Annotated in this window: 18 protein-coding genes and 1 pseudogene; 13 read left to right on the forward strand and 6 right to left on the reverse strand. The window is 56.1% G+C overall.

The window, feature by feature from the left end; genetic code table 11:
- Positions 1–15: 15 nt before the first annotated feature.
- From AUP42_RS16990 to AUP42_RS17000, 3 genes are all read left to right on the forward strand, one after another.
- Positions 16–465, forward strand: a complete 450-nt coding sequence (locus AUP42_RS16990; RefSeq protein WP_062952769.1) for a YqaA family protein — start codon at positions 16–18, stop codon at positions 463–465.
- Positions 466–644: 179 nt separating this feature from the next.
- Positions 645–1,007: a hypothetical protein gene (locus AUP42_RS16995; RefSeq protein ID WP_062952770.1), complete on the forward strand. Its 363-nt coding sequence runs from the start codon at positions 645–647 to the stop codon at positions 1,005–1,007.
- Positions 1,008–1,183: 176 nt separating this feature from the next.
- A complete protein-coding gene (locus AUP42_RS17000; protein WP_082824824.1) occupies positions 1,184–1,786 on the forward strand; it encodes a LysE family translocator in 603 nt (200 codons plus the stop codon).
- Between the two features lie 5 nt (positions 1,787–1,791).
- On the opposite strand, the gene AUP42_RS17005 is transcribed toward AUP42_RS17000, so the two are convergent.
- Complete coding sequence (locus tag AUP42_RS17005) at positions 1,792–2,637, reverse strand: AraC family transcriptional regulator (RefSeq protein ID WP_062952771.1); 846 nt, start codon at positions 2,635–2,637, stop codon at positions 1,792–1,794.
- A 101-nt stretch (positions 2,638–2,738) separates the two neighbouring features.
- Here AUP42_RS17005 and AUP42_RS17010 point away from each other — a divergent pair, with 101 nt between their 5' ends.
- Positions 2,739–5,507 (forward strand): ATP-dependent DNA helicase, encoded by a 2,769-nt coding sequence (locus AUP42_RS17010; protein WP_062952772.1) that lies wholly within the window; start codon positions 2,739–2,741, stop codon positions 5,505–5,507.
- Between the two features lie 14 nt (positions 5,508–5,521).
- Here AUP42_RS17010 and AUP42_RS17015 read toward each other — a convergent pair whose 3' ends face one another.
- Entirely contained in the window at positions 5,522–5,848 is a 327-nt protein-coding gene (locus tag AUP42_RS17015; RefSeq protein WP_062952773.1) for a winged helix-turn-helix transcriptional regulator, read from the reverse strand.
- A gap of 102 nt (positions 5,849–5,950) precedes the next feature.
- Here AUP42_RS17015 and AUP42_RS17020 point away from each other — a divergent pair, with 102 nt between their 5' ends.
- The 3 genes from AUP42_RS17020 to AUP42_RS17025 all read left to right on the forward strand — a co-directional run bounded on the left by AUP42_RS17020 (position 5,951) and on the right by AUP42_RS17025 (position 8,291).
- Entirely contained in the window at positions 5,951–6,868 is a 918-nt protein-coding gene (locus tag AUP42_RS17020; protein WP_062952774.1) for an SMP-30/gluconolactonase/LRE family protein, read from the forward strand.
- A gap of 87 nt (positions 6,869–6,955) precedes the next feature.
- Positions 6,956–7,177, forward strand: coding sequence for a hypothetical protein (locus AUP42_RS21445; protein ID WP_156484645.1), 222 nt, complete (start codon positions 6,956–6,958; stop codon positions 7,175–7,177).
- A 94-nt stretch (positions 7,178–7,271) separates the two neighbouring features.
- Positions 7,272–8,291 (forward strand): hypothetical protein, encoded by a 1,020-nt coding sequence (locus AUP42_RS17025; protein ID WP_062952775.1) that lies wholly within the window; start codon positions 7,272–7,274, stop codon positions 8,289–8,291.
- 10 nt (positions 8,292–8,301) lie between these two features.
- Here the strand turns inward: AUP42_RS17025 and AUP42_RS17030 are convergent, their stop codons facing one another.
- Both AUP42_RS17030 and AUP42_RS17035 read right to left on the reverse strand, forming a co-directional pair.
- Positions 8,302–8,871 carry an HdeD family acid-resistance protein gene (locus AUP42_RS17030; RefSeq protein WP_062952776.1) on the reverse strand — a complete coding sequence of 190 codons (570 nt, stop codon included), beginning with the start codon at positions 8,869–8,871 and terminating at the stop codon, positions 8,302–8,304.
- A 36-nt stretch (positions 8,872–8,907) separates the two neighbouring features.
- Positions 8,908–10,836, reverse strand: coding sequence for a heavy metal translocating P-type ATPase (locus AUP42_RS17035; RefSeq protein ID WP_197468307.1), 1,929 nt, complete (start codon positions 10,834–10,836; stop codon positions 8,908–8,910).
- Positions 10,837–11,164: 328 nt separating this feature from the next.
- On the opposite strand from AUP42_RS17035, the gene AUP42_RS17045 reads away from it, so the two are divergent.
- From AUP42_RS17045 to AUP42_RS17055, 3 genes are all read left to right on the forward strand, one after another.
- Positions 11,165–11,611 (forward strand): DUF2946 family protein, encoded by a 447-nt coding sequence (locus tag AUP42_RS17045; RefSeq protein ID WP_231858327.1) that lies wholly within the window; start codon positions 11,165–11,167, stop codon positions 11,609–11,611.
- A 153-nt stretch (positions 11,612–11,764) separates the two neighbouring features.
- Positions 11,765–13,150 (forward strand): PepSY-associated TM helix domain-containing protein, encoded by a 1,386-nt coding sequence (locus AUP42_RS17050; RefSeq protein ID WP_062952779.1) that lies wholly within the window; start codon positions 11,765–11,767, stop codon positions 13,148–13,150.
- Between the two features lie 108 nt (positions 13,151–13,258).
- Positions 13,259–13,903, forward strand: coding sequence for a Crp/Fnr family transcriptional regulator (locus tag AUP42_RS17055; RefSeq protein WP_062952780.1), 645 nt, complete (start codon positions 13,259–13,261; stop codon positions 13,901–13,903).
- A gap of 47 nt (positions 13,904–13,950) precedes the next feature.
- Here AUP42_RS17055 and AUP42_RS17060 read toward each other — a convergent pair whose 3' ends face one another.
- Positions 13,951–17,088 carry an EAL and GGDEF domain-containing protein gene (locus AUP42_RS17060; RefSeq protein ID WP_231858328.1) on the reverse strand — a complete coding sequence of 1,046 codons (3,138 nt, stop codon included), beginning with the start codon at positions 17,086–17,088 and terminating at the stop codon, positions 13,951–13,953.
- 368 nt (positions 17,089–17,456) lie between these two features.
- On the opposite strand from AUP42_RS17060, the gene AUP42_RS17065 reads away from it, so the two are divergent.
- The 3 genes and pseudogenes from AUP42_RS17065 (at position 17,457) to AUP42_RS21990 (ending at position 19,035) form a co-directional block, all read left to right on the forward strand.
- Positions 17,457–17,870: a tellurite resistance TerB family protein gene (locus AUP42_RS17065; protein ID WP_082824825.1), complete on the forward strand. Its 414-nt coding sequence runs from the start codon at positions 17,457–17,459 to the stop codon at positions 17,868–17,870.
- A 262-nt stretch (positions 17,871–18,132) separates the two neighbouring features.
- Positions 18,133–18,639: pseudogene (locus AUP42_RS21985) on the forward strand (NAD(P)-dependent oxidoreductase); the annotation flags it as partial.
- 30 nt (positions 18,640–18,669) lie between these two features.
- Positions 18,670–19,035 (forward strand): NAD(P)-dependent oxidoreductase, encoded by a 366-nt coding sequence (locus AUP42_RS21990; protein WP_258547313.1) that lies wholly within the window; start codon positions 18,670–18,672, stop codon positions 19,033–19,035.
- 56 nt (positions 19,036–19,091) lie between these two features.
- On the opposite strand, the gene AUP42_RS17075 is transcribed toward AUP42_RS21990, so the two are convergent.
- Entirely contained in the window at positions 19,092–19,628 is a 537-nt protein-coding gene (locus AUP42_RS17075) for a class I SAM-dependent methyltransferase (RefSeq protein ID WP_062952782.1), read from the reverse strand.
- Between the last annotated feature and the right edge of the window lie 28 nt (positions 19,629–19,656).

Raw genomic sequence — 19,656 nt, forward strand, 5'->3', positions numbered from 1 at the left:
CCAATCCCCGACGGAATGCAGACCTTGCTTTTTGCGTTGCTGCTCTCGGCCTTTACCTCCGCTACCATCCTGCCCGGCACGTCCGAGGCAGCGCTGGCGGCCCTTGTCGCATCGGGCGATTATGCCGTCTGGCTTTTGGTCGTGGTGGCAACGCTTGGCAATGTCATGGGATCATGCGTCAATTGGGGACTCGGGCTTTATATCGATCATTTCAGGGATCGCCGCTGGTTCCCGGTATCACCCGGTGCGCTTGATCGCGCGTCACACTGGTTTGGCAAATACGGGCTTTGGTCGCTCCTGCTTGCATGGCTGCCAATCATTGGCGATCCGCTGACACTGTTTGCCGGTATCATGCGGGTGCGCTTTGTGCCCTTTATCGTGCTGGTGACAATTGGCAAAGCCGCACGCTATGCGATGATTGCCGGTGGGGCGGGTTGGATCGTTAGCCTGCTTGGACACACATAATATTCACCAAAATAAATCCACAATAAAAATCGAAACGCGCAAATTTTCAAAAACACAACAGCCACATCAATTATATAAAAATATAGTTCATTTGCTAATATTATTCCCATGTGATTTAGTTTTGTGAAATAAAAACGAGCAATTGTTTATAAATTTCACAAAATCAATGGGAGTATATTATGAACATGGAAATTCCAGTCTGGGTAAAACCCGCAATCTGGGGCGGTGTCATCGGTGCGGTTGCCATCACAATTATCGGCTTTAGCGCAAGCTGGGTCGTTTCGGGTAGTGCTGCAACCGAAATGGCCAACAATCAAAGCAAGGATGCGGTCATCACCGCTCTTGCACCGATCTGTGTGGCACAGTTCAAAACCCAGACACCAAACAACCAGACCATGCAGCTCGCCGCCCTTAAAGAGGAAAGCTCTTACAAGCGTGATGATTTCGTTGTTGAAGGCGGCTGGGCCACCATGCCCGGTAACGATGCCCCGACCAAGGAAATCGCCGACGCCTGTGCGGAACAGCTGATGAAGCTGACATAAACCAAGCGGATCACCTCCCCCGAGGTAATTGATCCGTCCAAGGCGGCATTCGGGCCAACTCCCGGATGCCGTTTCTTTAAGGAAGATTACAACAGGCAGGGCAATATCGTTCAATAAACCGGCAAGCCCGCGGCGCATTCTGGGATCAATCAAAAACACCAGAGGAACGCCGCCCGATGCTTGCCGCCGCCCCAAGCCTTTATCTTTCAATGGCTGCCTTCGCGCTTGCCGCCTCCATCACGCCCGGCCCGGTCAATATCCTGATCCTGAGTTCCGGCGTGCATTACGGTTTCCGTCCCAGCCTGCGCCTTGTATTCGGGGCCACCAGCGGCTTTTGCCTGTTGCTGCTTTTGATCGGGTTGGGACTACATGAATTGCTGGTGATTTTCCCGAACCTGACGACAATCATCCAATGGGCCGGGGTCGCCTTTTTGCTGTTCATGGCCTTCAAACTTGCCACCGCATCGGGGACGCTTGGCAAAACCCGTGCGGACAAGGGGCCATCAATGATCACCGGGGCATTGCTGCAATGGGTTAATCCCAAGGCATGGCTGGCGGCGGTTGCCGGAATGGGGGCCTATGCCGCCAATGGCGCACCGGAACTGGTATGGGAATTCACCGTGCTTTATTTCGCGGTATGCTTTGCCTCGGTCACATGCTGGGCTTATGCCGGGGCGTTTCTGGGACGATTTTTAAATGATGCCGCCCATATCCGGCTGTTTAACCGGATCATGGCTGCCCTGTTGATCGCAAGTGCGGCTTATCTGATCGTCAACTGATGGCATCAGGCAACATGCGCCATCGCATATTGGCGAGGAGTGGTCGCCATCAGGCGTTTGAAAACCCGTTGAAAATGCGCCTGATCGGCAAAGCCGCAATCAAGGGCAACGTCAACTATCCGCTCCCCACGCTTTAGGGCATGGCGCGCCTTCTGGACCCGGCAATTAATCAGATAGGCATAGGGCGTCATGCCATGTGTCTTTTTGAACGCGCGCACCAGATAGGATCGCGAAACCCCGATCACAGCGGCAAGGTCATCCAGATTGACGTCTTCGGCGCAATAGGCCCGGATATAGTCCGCAACCCGGTCCATTTTGTTTTTATCCGTTGCACCGGTATCCCTGCGCAATATACCGCGCCGGTCCAGCACCACATGCAGATCGGCAAAGAAGGAAACCATCGTGCTTTCCTTGACCAACCGATCACAATCAGGATTGATCAATGTATCGGCAAGGTTTTGCAAACCGGAATACAGCACCGGATTATGGCTGATGGTGTCGGAAAACATCGCAAACCGCCCGGCTGCATCGGCATCGATTTCGACTTGCAAATCCAGAAGCCACGCCGGATCAACAAACAACATATCATAGCACCATCCACCACCCGGCACCGGGTTACAGCCATGAACATCCTCGGGATTGAGAACAACAACCGATCCCTTGCCGGTTTCATGGGTCTTCCCCCGGTTCCAATAGGTACTGCGCCCACCCTTGACGATGCCCATTGAAAACGTGTCGTGGCTGTGGCGTTCATAACAAACAGCCCGCCCGTCATCGACCCGGCGCAGCTCGACAAACGGCAAACCGGCATCACGCCAGAAACACTGGTTCTCTGATTTTGCCTTGCCCATTGAAACGCCCGCACCATCTTTGGGAATGAAAACGCGAAAATCCGAAGATAGGTTAATTTCCCCGGTGGCACCAGTGGCCGGACCTGATTATAGTCCCCCAAATGTTCGATGATCGTTCTGATCCCACGCCAAAATTCATGCCGCCCGACGCACCTGTCATGGTCGTCGGATTGCGGCACGCTGTTTTCCTGTCACCCGATGGCGAGGTCGAGGAACTACCACATGGCGCGGCCGCCAAACGCGCGCGATCCCAACGTCCAATCCTTGTGCATACCCCGGCATCGGCACGGCGGATGAAATCCGATCCGTTTCCGGCCCATGACCTTTTGGAACTGTTTGCCTTTGTCCGCCCGGCGCAGTTTTGCGTCCCTACCCCACGCGGGCTTGCCATGGCGACCGGGCAGCGGGCGTCTGATGATCTGATCGGACAGGCCGAAGCCTTGGCCGAGGCGATGAAACGATTGTTGCAGGAACTTGCCACCCTGCCGCGTGAAAAACGTGCACGTGCACTTTCCATCGCATGGCCAATGGCGCGCGGACACTGGATGTGGGGGGTACCGGTTCTGGCCGCCCTTGGTGCGGATGGTGACGGGCCACATAAATTTGCCGTCTATGAAGGGCTTAAAGTCTGGAAGAAAATGGGCGAATGGGCCGAACATGCCCCACCGCCGCCGCCCGGCAATATTCCGGTCGATCCCAAGGATGCCCGTGAACGGCTGAAAAAGCTTCTGGGCGAAGGGGCCGAGGAACGCCCCCAACAGGCTGATTATGCATCCGCCGTCTGTTCGGCCTTCGCGCCCCGAACCGCCGAAGGCACGCCCAATATTGTTCTGGCCGAGGCAGGGACCGGGACGGGCAAGACGCTGGGTTATGTTGCCCCGGCCTCGATCTGGGCGCAAAAGAATGACGGGGCGGTATGGATTTCAACCTATACCCGCAACCTGCAACGTCAGATCGATCAGGAACTGAATCGTCTTTATGACGATCCCAAGGACAAACGCCTGAAGGCGGTTGTCCGAAAGGGTCGCGAAAATTACCTGTGCCTTCTGAATTTCGAAGAAGCCCAGAGACCCTTGGCGCAACAACCCCATCAGGCGATCCCGCTGGGGCTGATGGCGCGCTGGGCATCGCAAACGCGCGATGGCGACATGGTTGGCGGTGATTTCCCGGCATGGCTGACGGAACTGATCGGCAACCGTTTTACCGGTGCATTGGCCGATCAGCGCGGCGAATGCATTTATGCCGCCTGCCCGCATTATTCGCGCTGTTTTGTTGAAAAAACCGTGCGCCGTGCACGATCCGCAGAAATCGTTGTCGCCAACCATGCATTGGTGATGGTTCAGGCCGCCCTTGGCGGGCTTGACGATGCATCGATGCCGACACGTTATGTCTTTGACGAGGGGCATCACCTTTTTGACGCCGCCGACAAAGCCTTTTCCGCCCACCTCACCGGGCAGGAAGGGGCGGAGCTACGTCGCTGGTTACTGGGGGCCGAAAACAAGGGCCAGTCGCGTGCCCGTGGTCTTAAGCAACGGCTTGAAACCCTGATCATGGATCGGGACGAACTCCGCGATGCCGTCAATGCCGTGATTGTTGCAGCCCAATGCCTGCCCGAACAGGGCTGGCTGATGCGCATTCATGACGGGGCCGAACATGCCAAGGGCCCGGCGGAATTGTTCCTTGCCCATGTGCGGGCACAGGTCATGGCACGTGCCGCCGAAGGCGACCGGGGTTATTCGATTGAAACCGATTGCAAACCGGCCATTGACCCGGTTCTGGCCAGTGCGGCCGATCTTGATCGTGCGCTGGCCGCCCTTGAAAAACCGGCCAAGGCCCTGATCAAGATCATCGCCCATATGCTGGATGAAAAGGCAGACGAGCTTGAAAGTGCCGAACGCCAGCGTCTTGATGCCGCGATCCGTTCCCTTGAACGGCGTGCGATCATGCAGGTGGCGGCGTGGCGCGGCATGCTTGAAAGCCTTGTCGATGCCACCCCACCGGAATTTGTCGACTGGTTTGCCATTGAACGGCAGTTTGGCCGCGATTTCGATGTTGGCATGCACCGCCATCATATCGACCCCACACTGCCCCTGACCGCGGCCTTGGCGCCCTCAGCCCATGGGCTTGTGATCACATCGGCCACGCTCCGTGACGGCACGGGCGATGAAATGTTTGACTGGGGTGTCGCCGAAGATCGCACCGGGGCATCGCACATGCCGATGCCTGCGATCCGGGCGGCGATGAAGAGCCCTTATGACTACGCCAAACAGACCAAGGTTTTCATCATCAATGACCTTGGGCGCGATAACCCCGACCATGTGGCAGCCGCCTATCGCGAACTGTTTCTCGCGTCCGGTGGCGGTGCACTAGGCCTGTTTACCGCGATCAACCGTTTGCGCGCGGTTTACGAACGCCTGACCGGGCCGCTAGATGATGCCGGGTTGCAACTTCTGGCGCAGCATATTGACGGCATGGATGTATCCACCCTGATTGATATTTTCCGGGTTGAACGCGATGCCTGTCTATTGGGTACCGATGCGGTACGCGACGGGGTCGATGTGCCGGGGGATAGCCTCCGCCTTATCGTCTTTGATCGCGTGCCATGGCCCCGCCCCGATATCCTGCACCGGGCTCGCAAGGCCGCATTTCATGGGGCACGCTATGACGACATGCTGACCCGTCTGCGAATGAAGCAGGCCTTTGGTCGCCTTGTTCGCCGCGCGGAAGACCGTGGGGTATTTGTGCTGCTTGATAACCGGATGCCGTCGCGATTGCTGGGTGCCTTCCCCGAAGACGTCAATGTCCAACGGGTCGGCATGCGCGAAGCGATTGAACAGACGCGCACATTTTTGCGCCCCGGTCAGGATTGAGTACCGGGGACACCTTACAGGTCTTTCCCCCACTCTTTCGCCCACAATCCCAAAGGCACCAGCATTTCATAAAGTTCCCGTCCTCGCGGCGTAACGCGATATCCCGTGGCATCGTGATCAACAAGACAGGCAGCGCGCAGCTCGGCGATCCGCGTATTGAGCGTTGTGGGCGACAGGTTATCACATTTTTCCTGAAGTTCGCGGAAGGTACAGGGACCCTGTTCGGACAGGGTCCAGACAATTCCCATCGCCCAACGCCGCCCCAAAAGATCGAATAGTGCCATGATCGGCGCGCCGCTTTGCGAACCGCGAACGGGTTTTCCGGGGGCAGGTATTTTCATCCTTCGGTCCCTCTTACGCGCTACACAAATGGTAGCATTTGCCGAATTGGCCTTTTATTGCTATGAATATTGTAGCACTCGCCCTACAGGAAGGAAACCGATATGGCCGAAACGGATTTTGAAATCCTTGATCCGCGGTTTAAAACGCTGGTGAAAACCAGTGCGGTGATCGAAAAACTCTGGTCAGGTGGCCGCTGGACCGAAGGCCCCGCCTATTTCCCTGCGCTTAAATCGCTGGTGTTTTCCGATATACCGAATGACCGTCTGATGCGGTTTGACGAGACTACAGGTCAGACTGGCATTCTGATGGGCGGGCGTGATCGTTATGTAAATGGTAATACCGTCGACCGGCAGGGTCGGCTGATCAGTTGCGAACATGGCGGGCGGTGCATTACACGTACCGAACATGATGGTCGCTTGACCGTTCTGGCCGACCGTTATGAGGGCAAACGGTTCAACAGCCCCAATGACCTTGTCGCCAAATCTGATGGCTCGATCTGGTTTACCGATCCGGCATATGGCATTGATTCCGATTATGAGGGCTTTCGCGCCGAACCCGAAATCGATGGTTGCCACGTCTACCGGATTGACGGCGTGACAGGCAAAATCACCCGCGTTGCCGATGACTTCAAACGCCCCAACGGATTGGCATTCTCACCCGATGAAAGCAAACTTTACATCGCCGATACCGGTGCCACCCATTTCGAAAGCGGCGAACGCCACATAAGGGTTTTCGATGTCCGCGATGACAACAGCCTTGCAGGTGGCGAAGTTTTTGCCCAATGCAGCAACGGGCTGTTTGACGGCTTCCGGTTGGACAATGCCGGACGGCTTTGGTGCAGCGCCACCGATGGTGTGCATTGCCTGTCCGATACCGGTGATCTGATCGGCAAGGTTCTTGTGCCTGAACGGGTATCGAATGTCTGTTTTGGCGGCCCGAAAAACAATCGCCTGTTCATCACCGCGACCGGATCGCTTTATTCCATCCTGCTGCCGACCACAGGCCTTCGGACATTTTAAGGCAATGGGCACAGCGCGTTTGACCAACGCGACCTTTCACCCCATATCCGAAGGGCGAGATGAGCCGACACATAAGAGGATAAACCGATGTCCCGTCCACCCCTGAAGGAAGCGATAGAACATTGCCGGGCCAAGGTTATGGCGGCCTCGGGTGTGGTTGGCGTGGCGGCCGGTGTGTCGCGCATCCATCCCGACCGCCAATGCATTCATGTTTATGTATCCTGTCCCGGCTGGCCAGACGGCGTTCCCAATGATGTTGACGGCTACGACGTAGAGTTGATCCCAAGCAAGGGTTTTACAGCCTTCTGAGTGCCATAAACCCCTGCCATGCTGAATAAAACCGGCGATGAAAGCCGGAATAATCCGGGGCAAGCCGTGATAACAGCAATAGGGAATTCCAACCATGACACGGGCCAATTTTGCGCAATATCGGGACTTCATCCGTCAAACCAACCAGTTCGATCCGCTGCTGGAACGCGGCGAGATAAACGGTTATTCGCTGGGTCGGAAAACCGTCAAGGGCACTGATACGGGCGAGCTTGCCATCGTCATTTTCGTGAACCGGAAAATCGCGGCAAGCCAGCTTGCACTGTCGCACCGCATCCCCAATCTGGTACAGCACCCCGCCAGTAGCGGTGGCACGGTCGATTTCATTACCGATGTGCAGGAAGCAAGCTTCTCGCGCCGCCCGTTAACCGCGCGCGAACGTCCGGCCACCAGCGGCATCAGCATTGGGCATGCCGATATCACCGCCGGAACCCTGGGCGGACTGATGCGTGACCGGCGTAGCGGGGCGGTCGTCATCCTGTCGAACAATCATGTTCTGGCCAATTCGAACGATGCGCGGCCGGGCGATGCCATCCTGCAACCGGGCATCGCCGATGGTGGCCATGATCCGAATGATGTGATTGCCGGTCTGGCCCGGTTTGTACCGATCGATTTTCGCGACAATGCCGAAAACCGTATGGATGCGGCGATTGCCGCACCGCTTGAACCCGCGACCGAATATGTCCGCTGGCACACGCAGAATATCGGGCCGGAAACACCGGGAAAAACCCGCAATCTTGGCGATGGCGACCTTGGCACGGCAGTTCATAAAACCGGGCGCACCACCGGCCATACCAAGGGATCGATACAGGGTCTTTATGCCACCGTTCAGGTCAATTACGGCGAAGCCGGAAACGCGGTTTTCGTCGATCAGGTGATCATTTCCCAACCGCTGGGTCAGGGTGATTTTTCACGCGGTGGTGATTCCGGTTCGCTGGTTTATGACGATGACAATGTCTGCGTCGGGTTGCTGTTTGCCGGATCGGAAAGTACCGCGCGCGATCCGGGCACAACCATCATCACCCCGATTGAGGTCGTGATGAAGGAACTTGACCTTGAATTGATCGCGCCCGGCGCCTTTCCGCATGATCCATGACCGACGGGCTTTAGCGGACGGAAACCTTGCCCATCGCCATCGACACCATCAGGTAACTGAAACCCGATGACAGCAGATTGATACCCAGCAAAAGCCCTATGGCCCATGTGGCCGAACTTGGCAGCTCGGCGAATATCAGGATACCGGCAAGTACGGCAATCCCGCCAGAGAACAGCATCCATTTCCAACCGGGAAACTGGCTGAGCCGAAACGCCATGACGAGCTCGAGAATCCCCTGCAGGATAAAGGCGATCGCCAGCAAAACCGTCAGGGTCACAATCCCGGTCAGCGGGAAGAACGCAAGCCACCCGCCAACAAGCCCGAACAAAACACCCTGAACGATGTCGATCCAGCGTCGTGTCGGGGTATCGGCATTCCATGCACCGTAAAAGTGCCCGACAGCCCCAATGATAAACAACCAGCCGATCACGGTTTTAAAGGCAATTGTGGTCGCAAACGGAAAGGCAACGGCAAGGATACCGAGCACCAGCAAAACCAGTCCGACGATGCGCAACCGTTTGCGCCCCTTTCCCAGAAGTCCGCGCATTTCCGGCGTGCCGTCATTCACGATAAGTGTCATTACCCTGTTCCTTTGCTTCAAAGACGCCAGTTGCAACTATAGCCTGTACTCGCCCTCATCCCCTACCAAATCTGCATTGATGTTACGCACAAGTGCAAGGCGCAAAGCATTGAGGATCGCAATAACATCAATACCTTCCTGCAGAATTGCCCCTGTCACCGGGCTGATGAGGCCAAAGGCGGCAAAGCCCATGGCAATGATCGATAACACCATACCGCCAATCACGCTTTGCAATAAAATACGGCGCATGGCGGTACTGATATGAAACAGTTCATCGACGGTTTGCAGCGAACTTTCGGGGATCACGGCACCTGCGGCCTCGGCGGTAACCGAACTGTGCTTGCCAAAGGCGATGCCAACGGTTGCCGCCGCCAATGCCGGGGCATCATTGATGCCATCCCCCATGAAAAGCGTCGGTGCGCTTGCCGCCTCGCGGCGTACGATGGCAACCTTTTGTTCCGGGCTTTGCGATGCAAGGCTTTCTTGAATACCCAGCAATTGCGAAAGATGGCTGACCTCGCTTTCGCGGTCCCCAGATAACAGCATGATCTTTTTGAAATGGTGGATCGGCGCCAGATGGCCGACAAAATGTTTGCCGTCCGAACGCGGACTGTCGCGGAAACGAAAGGTCGCACGATAAGCCCCGTCTATCATGATCGCACATTCCAGCCCGCTGACACTGGGCGGCAGGATATCGACCATCGCCGGATCGCCTGCAATCAGCTTTTTACGATGAGTCACCGCAATTTCGTGGCCATCAACTACACCGGTCAAACCCTGGCCCGGTTTTTCCGAAACCCGCACCACATCACCCAGTGTAAGCATTCGCGCATCCGCCGCCGCCAGAACCGCCATCGCCAATGGATGTTTGGAATACCGTTCCAGACTGGCAGCAAGCCGCAGAACATCGTTGGCCGAGTTCCCCGCAGCCGGCAGGATTTCGACCAGTTCCGGACGCCCGTAAGTCAGGGTGCCGGTCTTATCGAAGATTGCGGTTCTGCAGGTTGGCAACCGTTCCAGAACCGTCGGATCGCGGATCACGATCCCGCGCCTTGCCGCCATGGAAATCGCGCTCATGATCGTGATCGGAATGGCAATTAAAAGCGGACAGGGTGTTGCCACGACAAGAACCGCCAGAAACCGCACAGCATCGCCGCTTAGATACCAGGCAGCAAACGCCACCAGCAGCGCGAAGGGCGCGAACCATGCACCGATCTGGTCGCCCAGCCGCCGGATTTTCGGGCGTTTTTGTTCGGCTTCCTGCATCACCTGCATGATCTGGGCATAGCGCGACTCACGTGCACGCCGTTCGGCCCGGACCACCAGCACCGCATCACCATTGATCGCCCCCGAAAGCACCGATGCCCCGGGTGCCTTGCTGACAACATAAGGTTCCCCGGTCAGATAGCTTTCATCCATGCTGCCATGACCATCCACAACCACCCCGTCCACCGGGACGGTATCATGGGGAAAAATGGCAATCAGGTCGCCGATGGCAATATCATCAAGTCCGATATCGGTGATGTTTTCACCATCTTTGCGATGCGCGATTGTCGGCATGCGATCCGCCAGCGCGTTCAGCGCCGATGACGCCTTTCGCATGGCAAAGGCTTCCAGAACCTGACCACCGCTTAGCATCAGGATAATTAGCGACGCCGCCAGATATTCGCCCAGAATAACACCGGTGATAAAGGCAATGACGGCCAGAAAATCCGCCCCGAAATCGCGTTGCAGCACCTTCTGGGCAATTTCAAAAAGCAAAACCCCGCCGCCCAAGGCCAAAAGAATAAATAACGGCCAATCCGTTGCCGCAACCCCGAAAACCGGTGCCATTCCTATCGGCATCAGGGCAAAATGCGCAACAATCCCGGTCACGGTTAACGCCAGCACCGCGCGGTTGACACGCTCAGCCGACCACAAAGGCTTTGTGTGCAATCGCATACCGCCGGGCTGATCGGCTTGCATATCGGTTTCTCCCCGAATGGCCAAAGCAGGATGAACAGCCTAATCCGAAACGGGGTTTTCGCCGAAAACTATTTGCCAACAGCATCATGGGGGACGCGATAGCCATAATCGCGATCAAGCCGTGTAAACCGGGGACGGAATTTCCTTGGCTTTCCGAACGTTGGATCAAGACGACCTTTCCCCGTATCCAAGGCAAACCAACGGATTTCAATTATTACAGGAACGATTATAAAAAATCGGTGATAAGTGGTTCACACCAACAAGTTTTGACACCCCGTCTTCAAGGGATTATTGAGGGCGTGTATCTTTCCGGAATGGATTGAAAGCCGTGATCAAAACCTGCCAGACATATTCGGCACTCAGACGCAGCCTGTCGGTTGCTGTCGCGTGCTTTTTGCTGGCGAATGCCCTGATGTTCGGCTTTATGCATGCGCCGGTCGCGCTTGCCAATACACCGGCCGTTGCCGCAGGCAACGCCGATCAGAACTTTATTCCGCTGATCATCTGTACAGCCAATGGCATCAAGACGATATCCGTCCCTGCCGCTGCTACAGAAGAAAGCGGATCATCCCCCCATTCCAGTGCCTATGAAGGTTTCCAGTGCGCGATCTGCGGCCTTGGCAATCATGCGGTCGGCCTGCCCGTCGAACCGGAATTGCCCCTGATCCATCGCGTGCGGATGTCCAATACGGTCACCGCCCTTCATATCACGGCACGCCTGCATGACTTCTGCCCGATTGCGGCATCACCACGTGCCCCGCCCTTTCCCGTCTGACGGTCTCCCGGCCTGATGGATGATGTCTGTTGCCATTCTTGGCATCGGACCACCCAGCACGGCCAATTTCAGATTGTTTAAGTTCCGGGTAGGGATTGGCCGGCCTATGCGCCTGTATTCCAACAGACCCGCGACCGAATTGGGGATATCGTGATGCCAAATGCATCGGCACATGCCAAAAATGCGCCCAAAGGGACAAGCAGCCTCTATCGCGCTGTCTGGCGCTGGCATTTCTATGCCGGACTTTTTGTCCTGCCTTTTATGATTCTGCTGGCCGTCACTGGTGCGGCCTATCTTTTCCGTGACGAAATCGATGACTGGATTTATTCCGACCTGAAATTCGTCAATGTTCTGGATGTACCGCCGCTTCCGATCAGCACACAGGTTGATGCCGTGCGCTATTTCGTTGGCGACAAACCGGTCAAAATCATCACGCCGGCCTCGCCGGACCGCAGCACCGAAATCGTCATTGCCACATCGGGCGGTGATCGTCGGTCGGTTTATGTCGATCCCTATACAGGATTGGTTCAGGGGTCGATGCCTGATCGCGGCACAATCATGTGGCTGGTGCGCCGCATCCACAGCCTGGCCGAATTCGGCACCATTGCCAATTACCTGATCGAAATTGCCGCGGGCTGGAGCATCCTGCTGGTCGCAACCGGCACATACCTTTGGTGGCCGCGCAGCGATCAGACAGGCGGCGTGCTGACCGTGCGCGATACGCCTGCACGCAGGCGCTGGTGGCGCGATGCCCATGCGGTAACCGGTATTTTTGTTGGCTTCTTTATCGTGTTTCTAGCCGCGACCGGCATGTTCTGGTCGGTGTTCTGGGGCAAATATGCCAACGAATTCGCCAACGGCACACCCAGTGGCTATCCATCGGGTGTGCGCGTCGATGTACCGCTTTCGACCGTGCCGATGATTGACGCATTTGGCGAAACCGGCTGGACTACCGAAAACGCCCCGATCCCGATGTCGGTTGACGGCATCGCAAATGCCGGGGGTGTCAAACCAACGCCCATCGGCATTGATGCAGCCGTGACAAAGTTCGAGGAACTTGGCATTGCGCCGGGCTATGCGATTTCACTGCCAGGTGGCGAAACCGGTGTTTACAGTGCATCAATCTATCCCGATGACCTGTCCAAACAGCGTGTCATTCATCTGGACCAGTATTCAGGTCGACCGCTGATCAATATGGGATATCAGGATTACGGCATCTTTGGCCGGATCATGGAATGGTCGATCAATGTCCATCTTGGTCAGGAATACGGGGTGATCAACCAAATTGTTCTGATGATTGTCTGTGCCGCGATTGTCTTTATGGCCGTTTCGGGCGGGGTTATGTGGTGGAAACGCCGCCCTGCCGGATCGCTTGGCGTACCACCCTTGCCACGAAGAACAAAAAGTCTGGTCGGAGTCACAGCAATCCTTGCGATTGGCGGCATCATTTACCCGGTTGTCGGTGTATCCATGCTGGTGATCTGGTTGCTGGACTGGTTGTTTGTTGCCCGGCCCGCCCGCGCATTACGCGCGGCCTGATTGTTAGACAAAGCAAACCGGCCATCCGGCCGGACAAAAGATCTGGTGTCGATACGCGGCACCCCGCAAGATGCCGCGTATCTCCCTTGTGCCATCGGGAGTTCCCCCATGAACAACGAAGACGCCTTGAAACATCTTGAGAAACTTGCTGAAAACCCGGCCCTTGATATGGGGGCCAATACAGCCATCGGACATCACGAAGGGGACAGCGAATATATTTATCGCATCCTGTCGGGCCTTGTGATGCAGTGTCACTATGCCGAAGATGGCGAACGTCAGGTCTGCCGCGTGTTTCGTCCCGGCGACCTCATCGGACTTGAGACCGTTGTCGAACCGGGTCTGTCACTGATCAGCGAAACCCTGACACCAACGGTGCTAATGCGCATTCCGGTTGCGCGTGTTCGCATGGCCCAGACAAACAATCCCGAACTGCAACAGGCGATCCTGCGTCTGCTCGCGCGTGAGGTTGTCGATGGCTATAACTGGAAGGTCAATCTGGGGACCGGGTCGGCGATGCGCCGGATTTGCCGGTTCCTGCTCTGGAGTGCCAAGGATGATCACTGCCCTCTACCGACACGCGACAAGCTGGGCAGCATCATCGCCACAACCACCGAAACCGCAAGCCGCATGATTGCCGATCTACGTCGTCAGGGTGTCCTGCGCAAAAGCCGGTCACGCCCGTTAACGGTGGTGATCGACCGGGATCGCGTGCGCCAGAAGGCCGGTGATTTCTGGGATCACCGCGCCGCGTGATAACGGACGAAACCTGTTGAAAACCGGGAATGCGGTCGCCTGCATGATCAGTGCGGCCGCGAGTTCCCGCCAAAGGACACATCAAACGGCATGGTCACGTTCGATTTCAACAGCACTTCAAAATCGCTGGCCGGGATCGGCTTGCTGAAATAGAAGCCCTGCACCTCGTCGACCCCTTCGGAAACGATGCGTTCAAGTTGCATTTCCGTCTCGATCCCCTCGACATTGACCGCCATGCCAAACGACCGCGCCAGGAAGACCACCGCGCGCACGATTGCCGCATTGCCATCGCGACTGTCCAAATCAATGATAAACGACCTGTCGATCTTGATCTTGTCGACCGGGAACCGTTTCAGATAGGCCAGCGATGAATAACCGGTCCCGAAATCATCAATCGCAATCCGGATCCCCTGATTGCGCAGAATGCCCAGTGTGATCGCCGCTTCGCGCGGGTTATCCATCACCGCACTTTCGGTGACTTCGAACTGCAACTGAGTCGGGTTCAGACGCGACCGTTCCAGAACATCGCCGACACTTTCAATCAGATCCTCGTGCCGCGCCAGTTCCAGCGGCGAAAGATTGACCGAAATCGTCAGTTCGCCATAACCGGCATCGACCCATTGCCGGGTCTGTTTGCAGGCCTGATTGAGCACCCAGCGCCCGACATCGGCAATGATTCCCATGCGTTCGGCCACGGGAATGAAATCGACCGGACTCACCTGCCCGCGGGACGGATGGAACCAGCGTACCAGTGCCTCCATCCCGATGATCTTGTGGTTCGCGATATCAATGATCGGCTGATAGAACAGCTCCAGCTCGTCATTTTCAATCGCGTGGCTAAGGTCGCGTTCCAGCGCCTTGCGTTCCTGCACTTCGACCTGCAAACGCGGCTCGAAGAAATGATACCGGTTGCGCCCTTCGGCCTTGGAGCAATACAGCGCCAGATCGACATTCCGAAACAGGTCTTTTTCATCGCGCCCGTCCTGCGGGAACATGCAAATCCCGACCGATGTCGATGCCTGCACCTCGTTCCCGTCCAGCATGAAGCGTTCAGACACCCGTTCAATCAGGCGCTGCGCAACAAGGGTCACTTCCTCGACCGTGCCCGGATCATGGATCAGGACGGCAAATTCATCCCCGCCAAGGCGTGCGACAACATCCTCGTTACGCAGGCAGACACGCATGCGCTCCCCCACCCCCTGCAAGAGTAGGTCGCCGATGGGATGCCCAAGCGTATCATTGATGTCCTTGAAGTTATCCAGATCAAACAGCATCAGCACAAAACTGCGCTTTTCATGCTTGCCGCGCTTGACCGCGGCAGCAAGACGTTCCTGAAACAGGGTTCGGTTGGGAAGTCCGGTCAATCCGTCATGATGAGCCAGGAACTGGATGCGGGCTTCGCTGCGTTTTCGATCCGTGATATCCGTGATCGATCCTTCGATCAGAACCGGAACACCCTTGTCATCGCGGACCAGCCGGGCATTTTCCTCGACCCAGATGATCTTGCCGTCCCGGCGGCGCATTTCGGCTTCAAAACCCTGAACCGCGCCATCACGCAACAGTTTACCCGTCAAACGTAACCGATTGGTCGGGTTCAGGTAACATTGCGAAAACCCGCTTTGTGACACAAGCAATTCATCGGCACTGTCATACCCAAGGATCGACACAAATGCCGGATTAGCCGACAGGATATCGCCAAGCGGGCGGCTTTGATAAAGACCTTCGGCGGAATTTTCGAAAATACCGCGATATTTTTCCTCGGCCCGGCGAAGAGCACGTTCGACCGACAGTTTTTCGGTCACATCCTGCCCGATGCAGATCACACCCGATACGTCGCCATCTTCACCAAAATGCGCACGCGCATTCCATTGCAACAGGCGCACCTCGCCGTCGCGACGACGGAATGAAATGACTTCGTCCTTGATGATCTCTCCGGAAATCAGGCGCTTGATCGCCTGACGCACCTGATCGCGTTCCCCCGGAAGCAACAGAAAATCAAAGAAATTCTGCCCCGCTGCTTCCATCCAGGAATAGCCGAATGTCCATTCGCATTCGCGGTTATATTCCAGAATGCGTCCTTCGCTATCAAGGAACAGGATCACGCTACCCGCAGTTTGCACCAACGCACGATAACGTTCCTGTCGACGGCGTAGATCATATTCCGCCTGACGGCTTTTGGTGATGTCGGTAACAGTAACGCTATACCCCAGAAGCGATCCGCCCTCGCCGCGGATTTCTGTCGCGTTGATCCGCACCCAAAGCTGACTGCCATCCTGACGGCGCATTTCCACATCGCGCGCCTGAATGCCGTTGCCCGATACAAGATCGCGGCGCAAATCGCGCAAATCCTCGGATCGGGCATAGAACTTTTCGGGATTGGTCAGATAGGCCTGACGGAGTTCACGGACATTGTCATAGCCAAACAATGTTGCGGCTTCTTCGTTCACACTGGTCAGGGTGCCATCAGCCGCCAGATCGATAATACCATGCACGGCATGTTCAAGTGCCCGGCGATAGCTTTCCTCGCGCGTGCGTTCCTGCCCGAACAGCGCAATCGCATCCTGCGTCGGCAAAGGCATGCGCTGCCACTGGTAAATCCGCTGCCCGTAATGGACCGTTCGAACCTCATCCCAGTCGCCGTTATCCTCCCCTTCTTCGAACAGGGCACGTTGTCCGGTTGGCTTGGTCAGCGACAATGCACCGGGCAGCCCCATTTCAAGGGCAGCCTGTTCTGCTGCCTTGTTCGAGAATCGCAAACCGCCATCGCGTTCGACCACAAGAACCGGTTGCGGGGAAATCAGAACCCCGGTGCCTGTCGTTGCGTCGGCATCCTGCAAGGCGATGATGCGAACATAAACCTGTTCGGAAAATGAAAGCTGCCAGGCAAAAAACTGAACATCGCGACCGTCGATATGGTCAACGCGCGAAAAATAGCCGACGGCATTAAGGGCTTCGGCACTGATTTCACGAATGTTTCGGGCAATTTCGGGATGGGTATCGATTTTTTGCCAGGTATCATCGGCAAGGTCAGGCGAGATCGTCTGTACCCACGGCGCATTGACAAGAAGGCTCTCGCCGATGGGATCATAAACCCCCGACGGTACACGAAGATGCCCAATCAACGCCGCAAGAGTTCCCGCAGCATTGCTTGAAATGATAACTCCCATACCCGGCTTATTCGTCATTTTTGTTATCGCTGCGAGACCATAACTATTACCCCATGCGCTGCAAAGGCCTATTTTATTCCCAAGAGAGAATGCGATGCGTTCCTGACGCTAACATGTTGTAATTTTTTAAGCATCCCCTTCGGTTCACAGCCTCTACGCATGAATGCGTAGCAAGCCCCCCCTGTGTCCCGACGACCAAAGGATGCCTCATACTTCACTACGCAATCATTAAAATCGTGAGGATTTAAACGGTTAACTGTTGCCGGGGATCAAATACCGTCTTAGGTTCTATGTCCATCGGAGTTGTCACACGCCATCAGCCGGTGCGTCGACGTTCGGCGGGAATATCCGTTAACGGTCAGTCACCCGGAAAAGGAGTAATCATCGTGATCTCGCATCAGGACGCCTTGATTTACACAATGGTTATGGTTTCGGCCTCGGATAACGATATTACCGACGCAGAACTGTCCGCAATGGGGCGTCGGGTTCGTTACCTTCCGATTTTTGCCGGCTTTGACAATGACGGTGTCACCGCAGTTGCACGTGACTGTGCCAAGTTACTTGCCGAAGAAGACGGGCTCGACAGCACGCTGGATATGATCCGCGAAGCCCTGCCGCGCAAATTGCGCGAAACAGCCTATGTCTTTGCCTGTGAAATTGTCCTGTCTGACAGCGAAATCAGTCAGGAAGAACTTCGCATTCTCGAATTGATACGTCACCGCCTTGATATCGACCGCCTTGTAGGTGCAGCCATTGAACGCGCGATGGCCGCGCGTTATGTCCGCCCTGGCGAATTCTAGGCCCGTGAAGATAAAAGCGAAGACAGCACAGAACGACCACATAATTTCCATTCCGACGACATAGCGTCGGCCGATAGTGACGGAACTCGAATGAAACGCGCATAACATCAGGCAAGTGCCTTGAATTGCTGCTTTCTTTGTCAGACCGCCATGTTATGGCCGCACCTGCATTTTTACTGCCGCCCGCCCGGTTCCACGAACCGGGATGTTTTTGATTGCCTGATCGCTTTGACCGTCACATTGAAGGCCCACGCGTTGGCCAAAACGAAGGAACACCGTTATGACCGCACTTGCCGGGGAAAATATCGCATTCATCGGTTTGGGACTGATGGGCCGCCCGATGGCGCTCAATCTTGAAAAGGCTGGCGCGATCCTGACCGTCAATACGCGAAATCCCGAAACGCTCAATGCCTTTGACGATCTGGGCGTTGCAACCGCCCCGACCCCCGCCGATGCCGCCGCCGATGCCGACATCGTCATCATCTGTGTCGCCAATACCGAGGCGCTTGAGAATGTCCTGCTTGGCGAAGACGGCGTTATTGATGGTATGGAAGAAGGCACCATCGTTGTCGATATGGGCACAACCGCCATCGATGCAACGCGGCGTTTTGCCGATGCCGTCGAAGAAGCAGGCGGCCACTGGATCGATGCCCCGGTATCGGGCGGCACACACGGCGCGGAAAACGGTACACTCACCATCATGGTTGGAGCCGAGGAAGAAGACTTCCAACGTGTCCAGCGTGTCTTTGGCGTTCTTGGATCACGCGTCACCCATGTCGGGGAAATCGGATCAGGCCAGATCGCAAAAGCCGCCAACCAGATGATTGTCGGCATCACCATCGGTGCCATTGCCGAAGCCTTTTCCATGGCGGACGAGGCCGGGGTCGATCTGCACAAATTGCGATCCGCCCTGACCGGCGGCTTTGCGGATTCTGCCATCCTGCAAAAGCACGGCGAACGCATGATCGAACGTAATTTCGAACCAGGCGGCAAGGTCGTCACCCAGCGCAAGGATCTGTATCAGGCGCTTGAATTTTCCGAAGGCGAGCTTGGCCTTGAATTGCCCTTCTCGCGCCTCGCACTCGAACTTTACGAAGAACTGATCGAAATGGGCGGGGGCGATCTTGACCATTCCGCCCTGATCAAGATTTATGAAGAAGAATAACGCCGAAACGCAGGGTCGCACAAAGCGCCCCTGCTTTTTGCAAACCGCGCTTCACCTTATCCTGACAGATGCGATCCCACCCGATAAAGATAAAGCATATCGCTCCCCGACTGCATCGGGACCTCGCCAAATGCCTGCCAGCCGGGAATGACAAAGGCGCGCGATATTACGATCCCGCCGGGCACCATACGCTGATTTAGTACATCGCCGACATCAGCCATCACGCGCGGGTCAAGGAAGCACACAACAACATCCCCCGGGTCCTGATCACGCTTTCTAAAATCCGCACGCACCAAAGAGAGGTTTTCAAGCTGGGCGAGCCGTGCACGAATGCGGCTGACAGTATAGGGCAAAGGCGATAGTTCGATACCTGTCACGGTAATGTCAGGCCGTGCTCGCGCGATGCTGATTGCCAAATCTCCCCACCCCGATCCGAAATCCGTCACCCGGCAGGGTTCCTTGGGCAGATAGGATATGATTTCCGTTCGTGCCTTGCGACCACTTGGCATCGGCACCGCACGCAGCCGGATCGCATAAATCAGGATCAAGGCAATAACGACGCCCAGAATGACAAGGATGGATAATTCGCTCACAGGTCGGCTAACCAATCTTGGCAATGTA

The organism is Thalassospira lucentensis (genome assembly GCF_001613805.1).
GTDB classification, from domain to species: domain Bacteria; phylum Pseudomonadota; class Alphaproteobacteria; order Rhodospirillales; family Thalassospiraceae; genus Thalassospira; species Thalassospira lucentensis_A.

What these genes read in the sequence shown, in the direction of transcription:
- AUP42_RS16990 (WP_062952769.1), top strand. Translation starts at nt 16, where the DNA reads ATGCAGACCTTGCTTTTTGCGTTGCTGCTCTCGGCCTTTACCTCCGCT.
- AUP42_RS16995 (WP_062952770.1), top strand. Translation starts at nt 645, where the DNA reads ATGAACATGGAAATTCCAGTCTGGGTAAAACCCGCAATCTGGGGCGGT.
- AUP42_RS17000 (WP_082824824.1), top strand. Translation starts at nt 1,184, where the DNA reads ATGCTTGCCGCCGCCCCAAGCCTTTATCTTTCAATGGCTGCCTTCGCG.
- AUP42_RS17005 (WP_062952771.1), bottom strand. Translation starts at nt 2,637, where the DNA reads ATGGGCAAGGCAAAATCAGAGAACCAGTGTTTCTGGCGTGATGCCGGT.
- AUP42_RS17010 (WP_062952772.1), top strand. Translation starts at nt 2,739, where the DNA reads ATGTTCGATGATCGTTCTGATCCCACGCCAAAATTCATGCCGCCCGAC.
- AUP42_RS17015 (WP_062952773.1), bottom strand. Translation starts at nt 5,848, where the DNA reads ATGAAAATACCTGCCCCCGGAAAACCCGTTCGCGGTTCGCAAAGCGGC.
- AUP42_RS17020 (WP_062952774.1), top strand. Translation starts at nt 5,951, where the DNA reads ATGGCCGAAACGGATTTTGAAATCCTTGATCCGCGGTTTAAAACGCTG.
- AUP42_RS21445 (WP_156484645.1), top strand. Translation starts at nt 6,956, where the DNA reads ATGTCCCGTCCACCCCTGAAGGAAGCGATAGAACATTGCCGGGCCAAG.
- AUP42_RS17025 (WP_062952775.1), top strand. Translation starts at nt 7,272, where the DNA reads ATGACACGGGCCAATTTTGCGCAATATCGGGACTTCATCCGTCAAACC.
- AUP42_RS17030 (WP_062952776.1), bottom strand. Translation starts at nt 8,871, where the DNA reads ATGACACTTATCGTGAATGACGGCACGCCGGAAATGCGCGGACTTCTG.
- AUP42_RS17035 (WP_197468307.1), bottom strand. Translation starts at nt 10,836, where the DNA reads ATGCAAGCCGATCAGCCCGGCGGTATGCGATTGCACACAAAGCCTTTG.
- AUP42_RS17050 (WP_062952779.1), top strand. Translation starts at nt 11,765, where the DNA reads ATGCCAAATGCATCGGCACATGCCAAAAATGCGCCCAAAGGGACAAGC.
- AUP42_RS17055 (WP_062952780.1), top strand. Translation starts at nt 13,259, where the DNA reads ATGAACAACGAAGACGCCTTGAAACATCTTGAGAAACTTGCTGAAAAC.
- AUP42_RS17060 (WP_231858328.1), bottom strand. Translation starts at nt 17,088, where the DNA reads ATGACGAATAAGCCGGGTATGGGAGTTATCATTTCAAGCAATGCTGCG.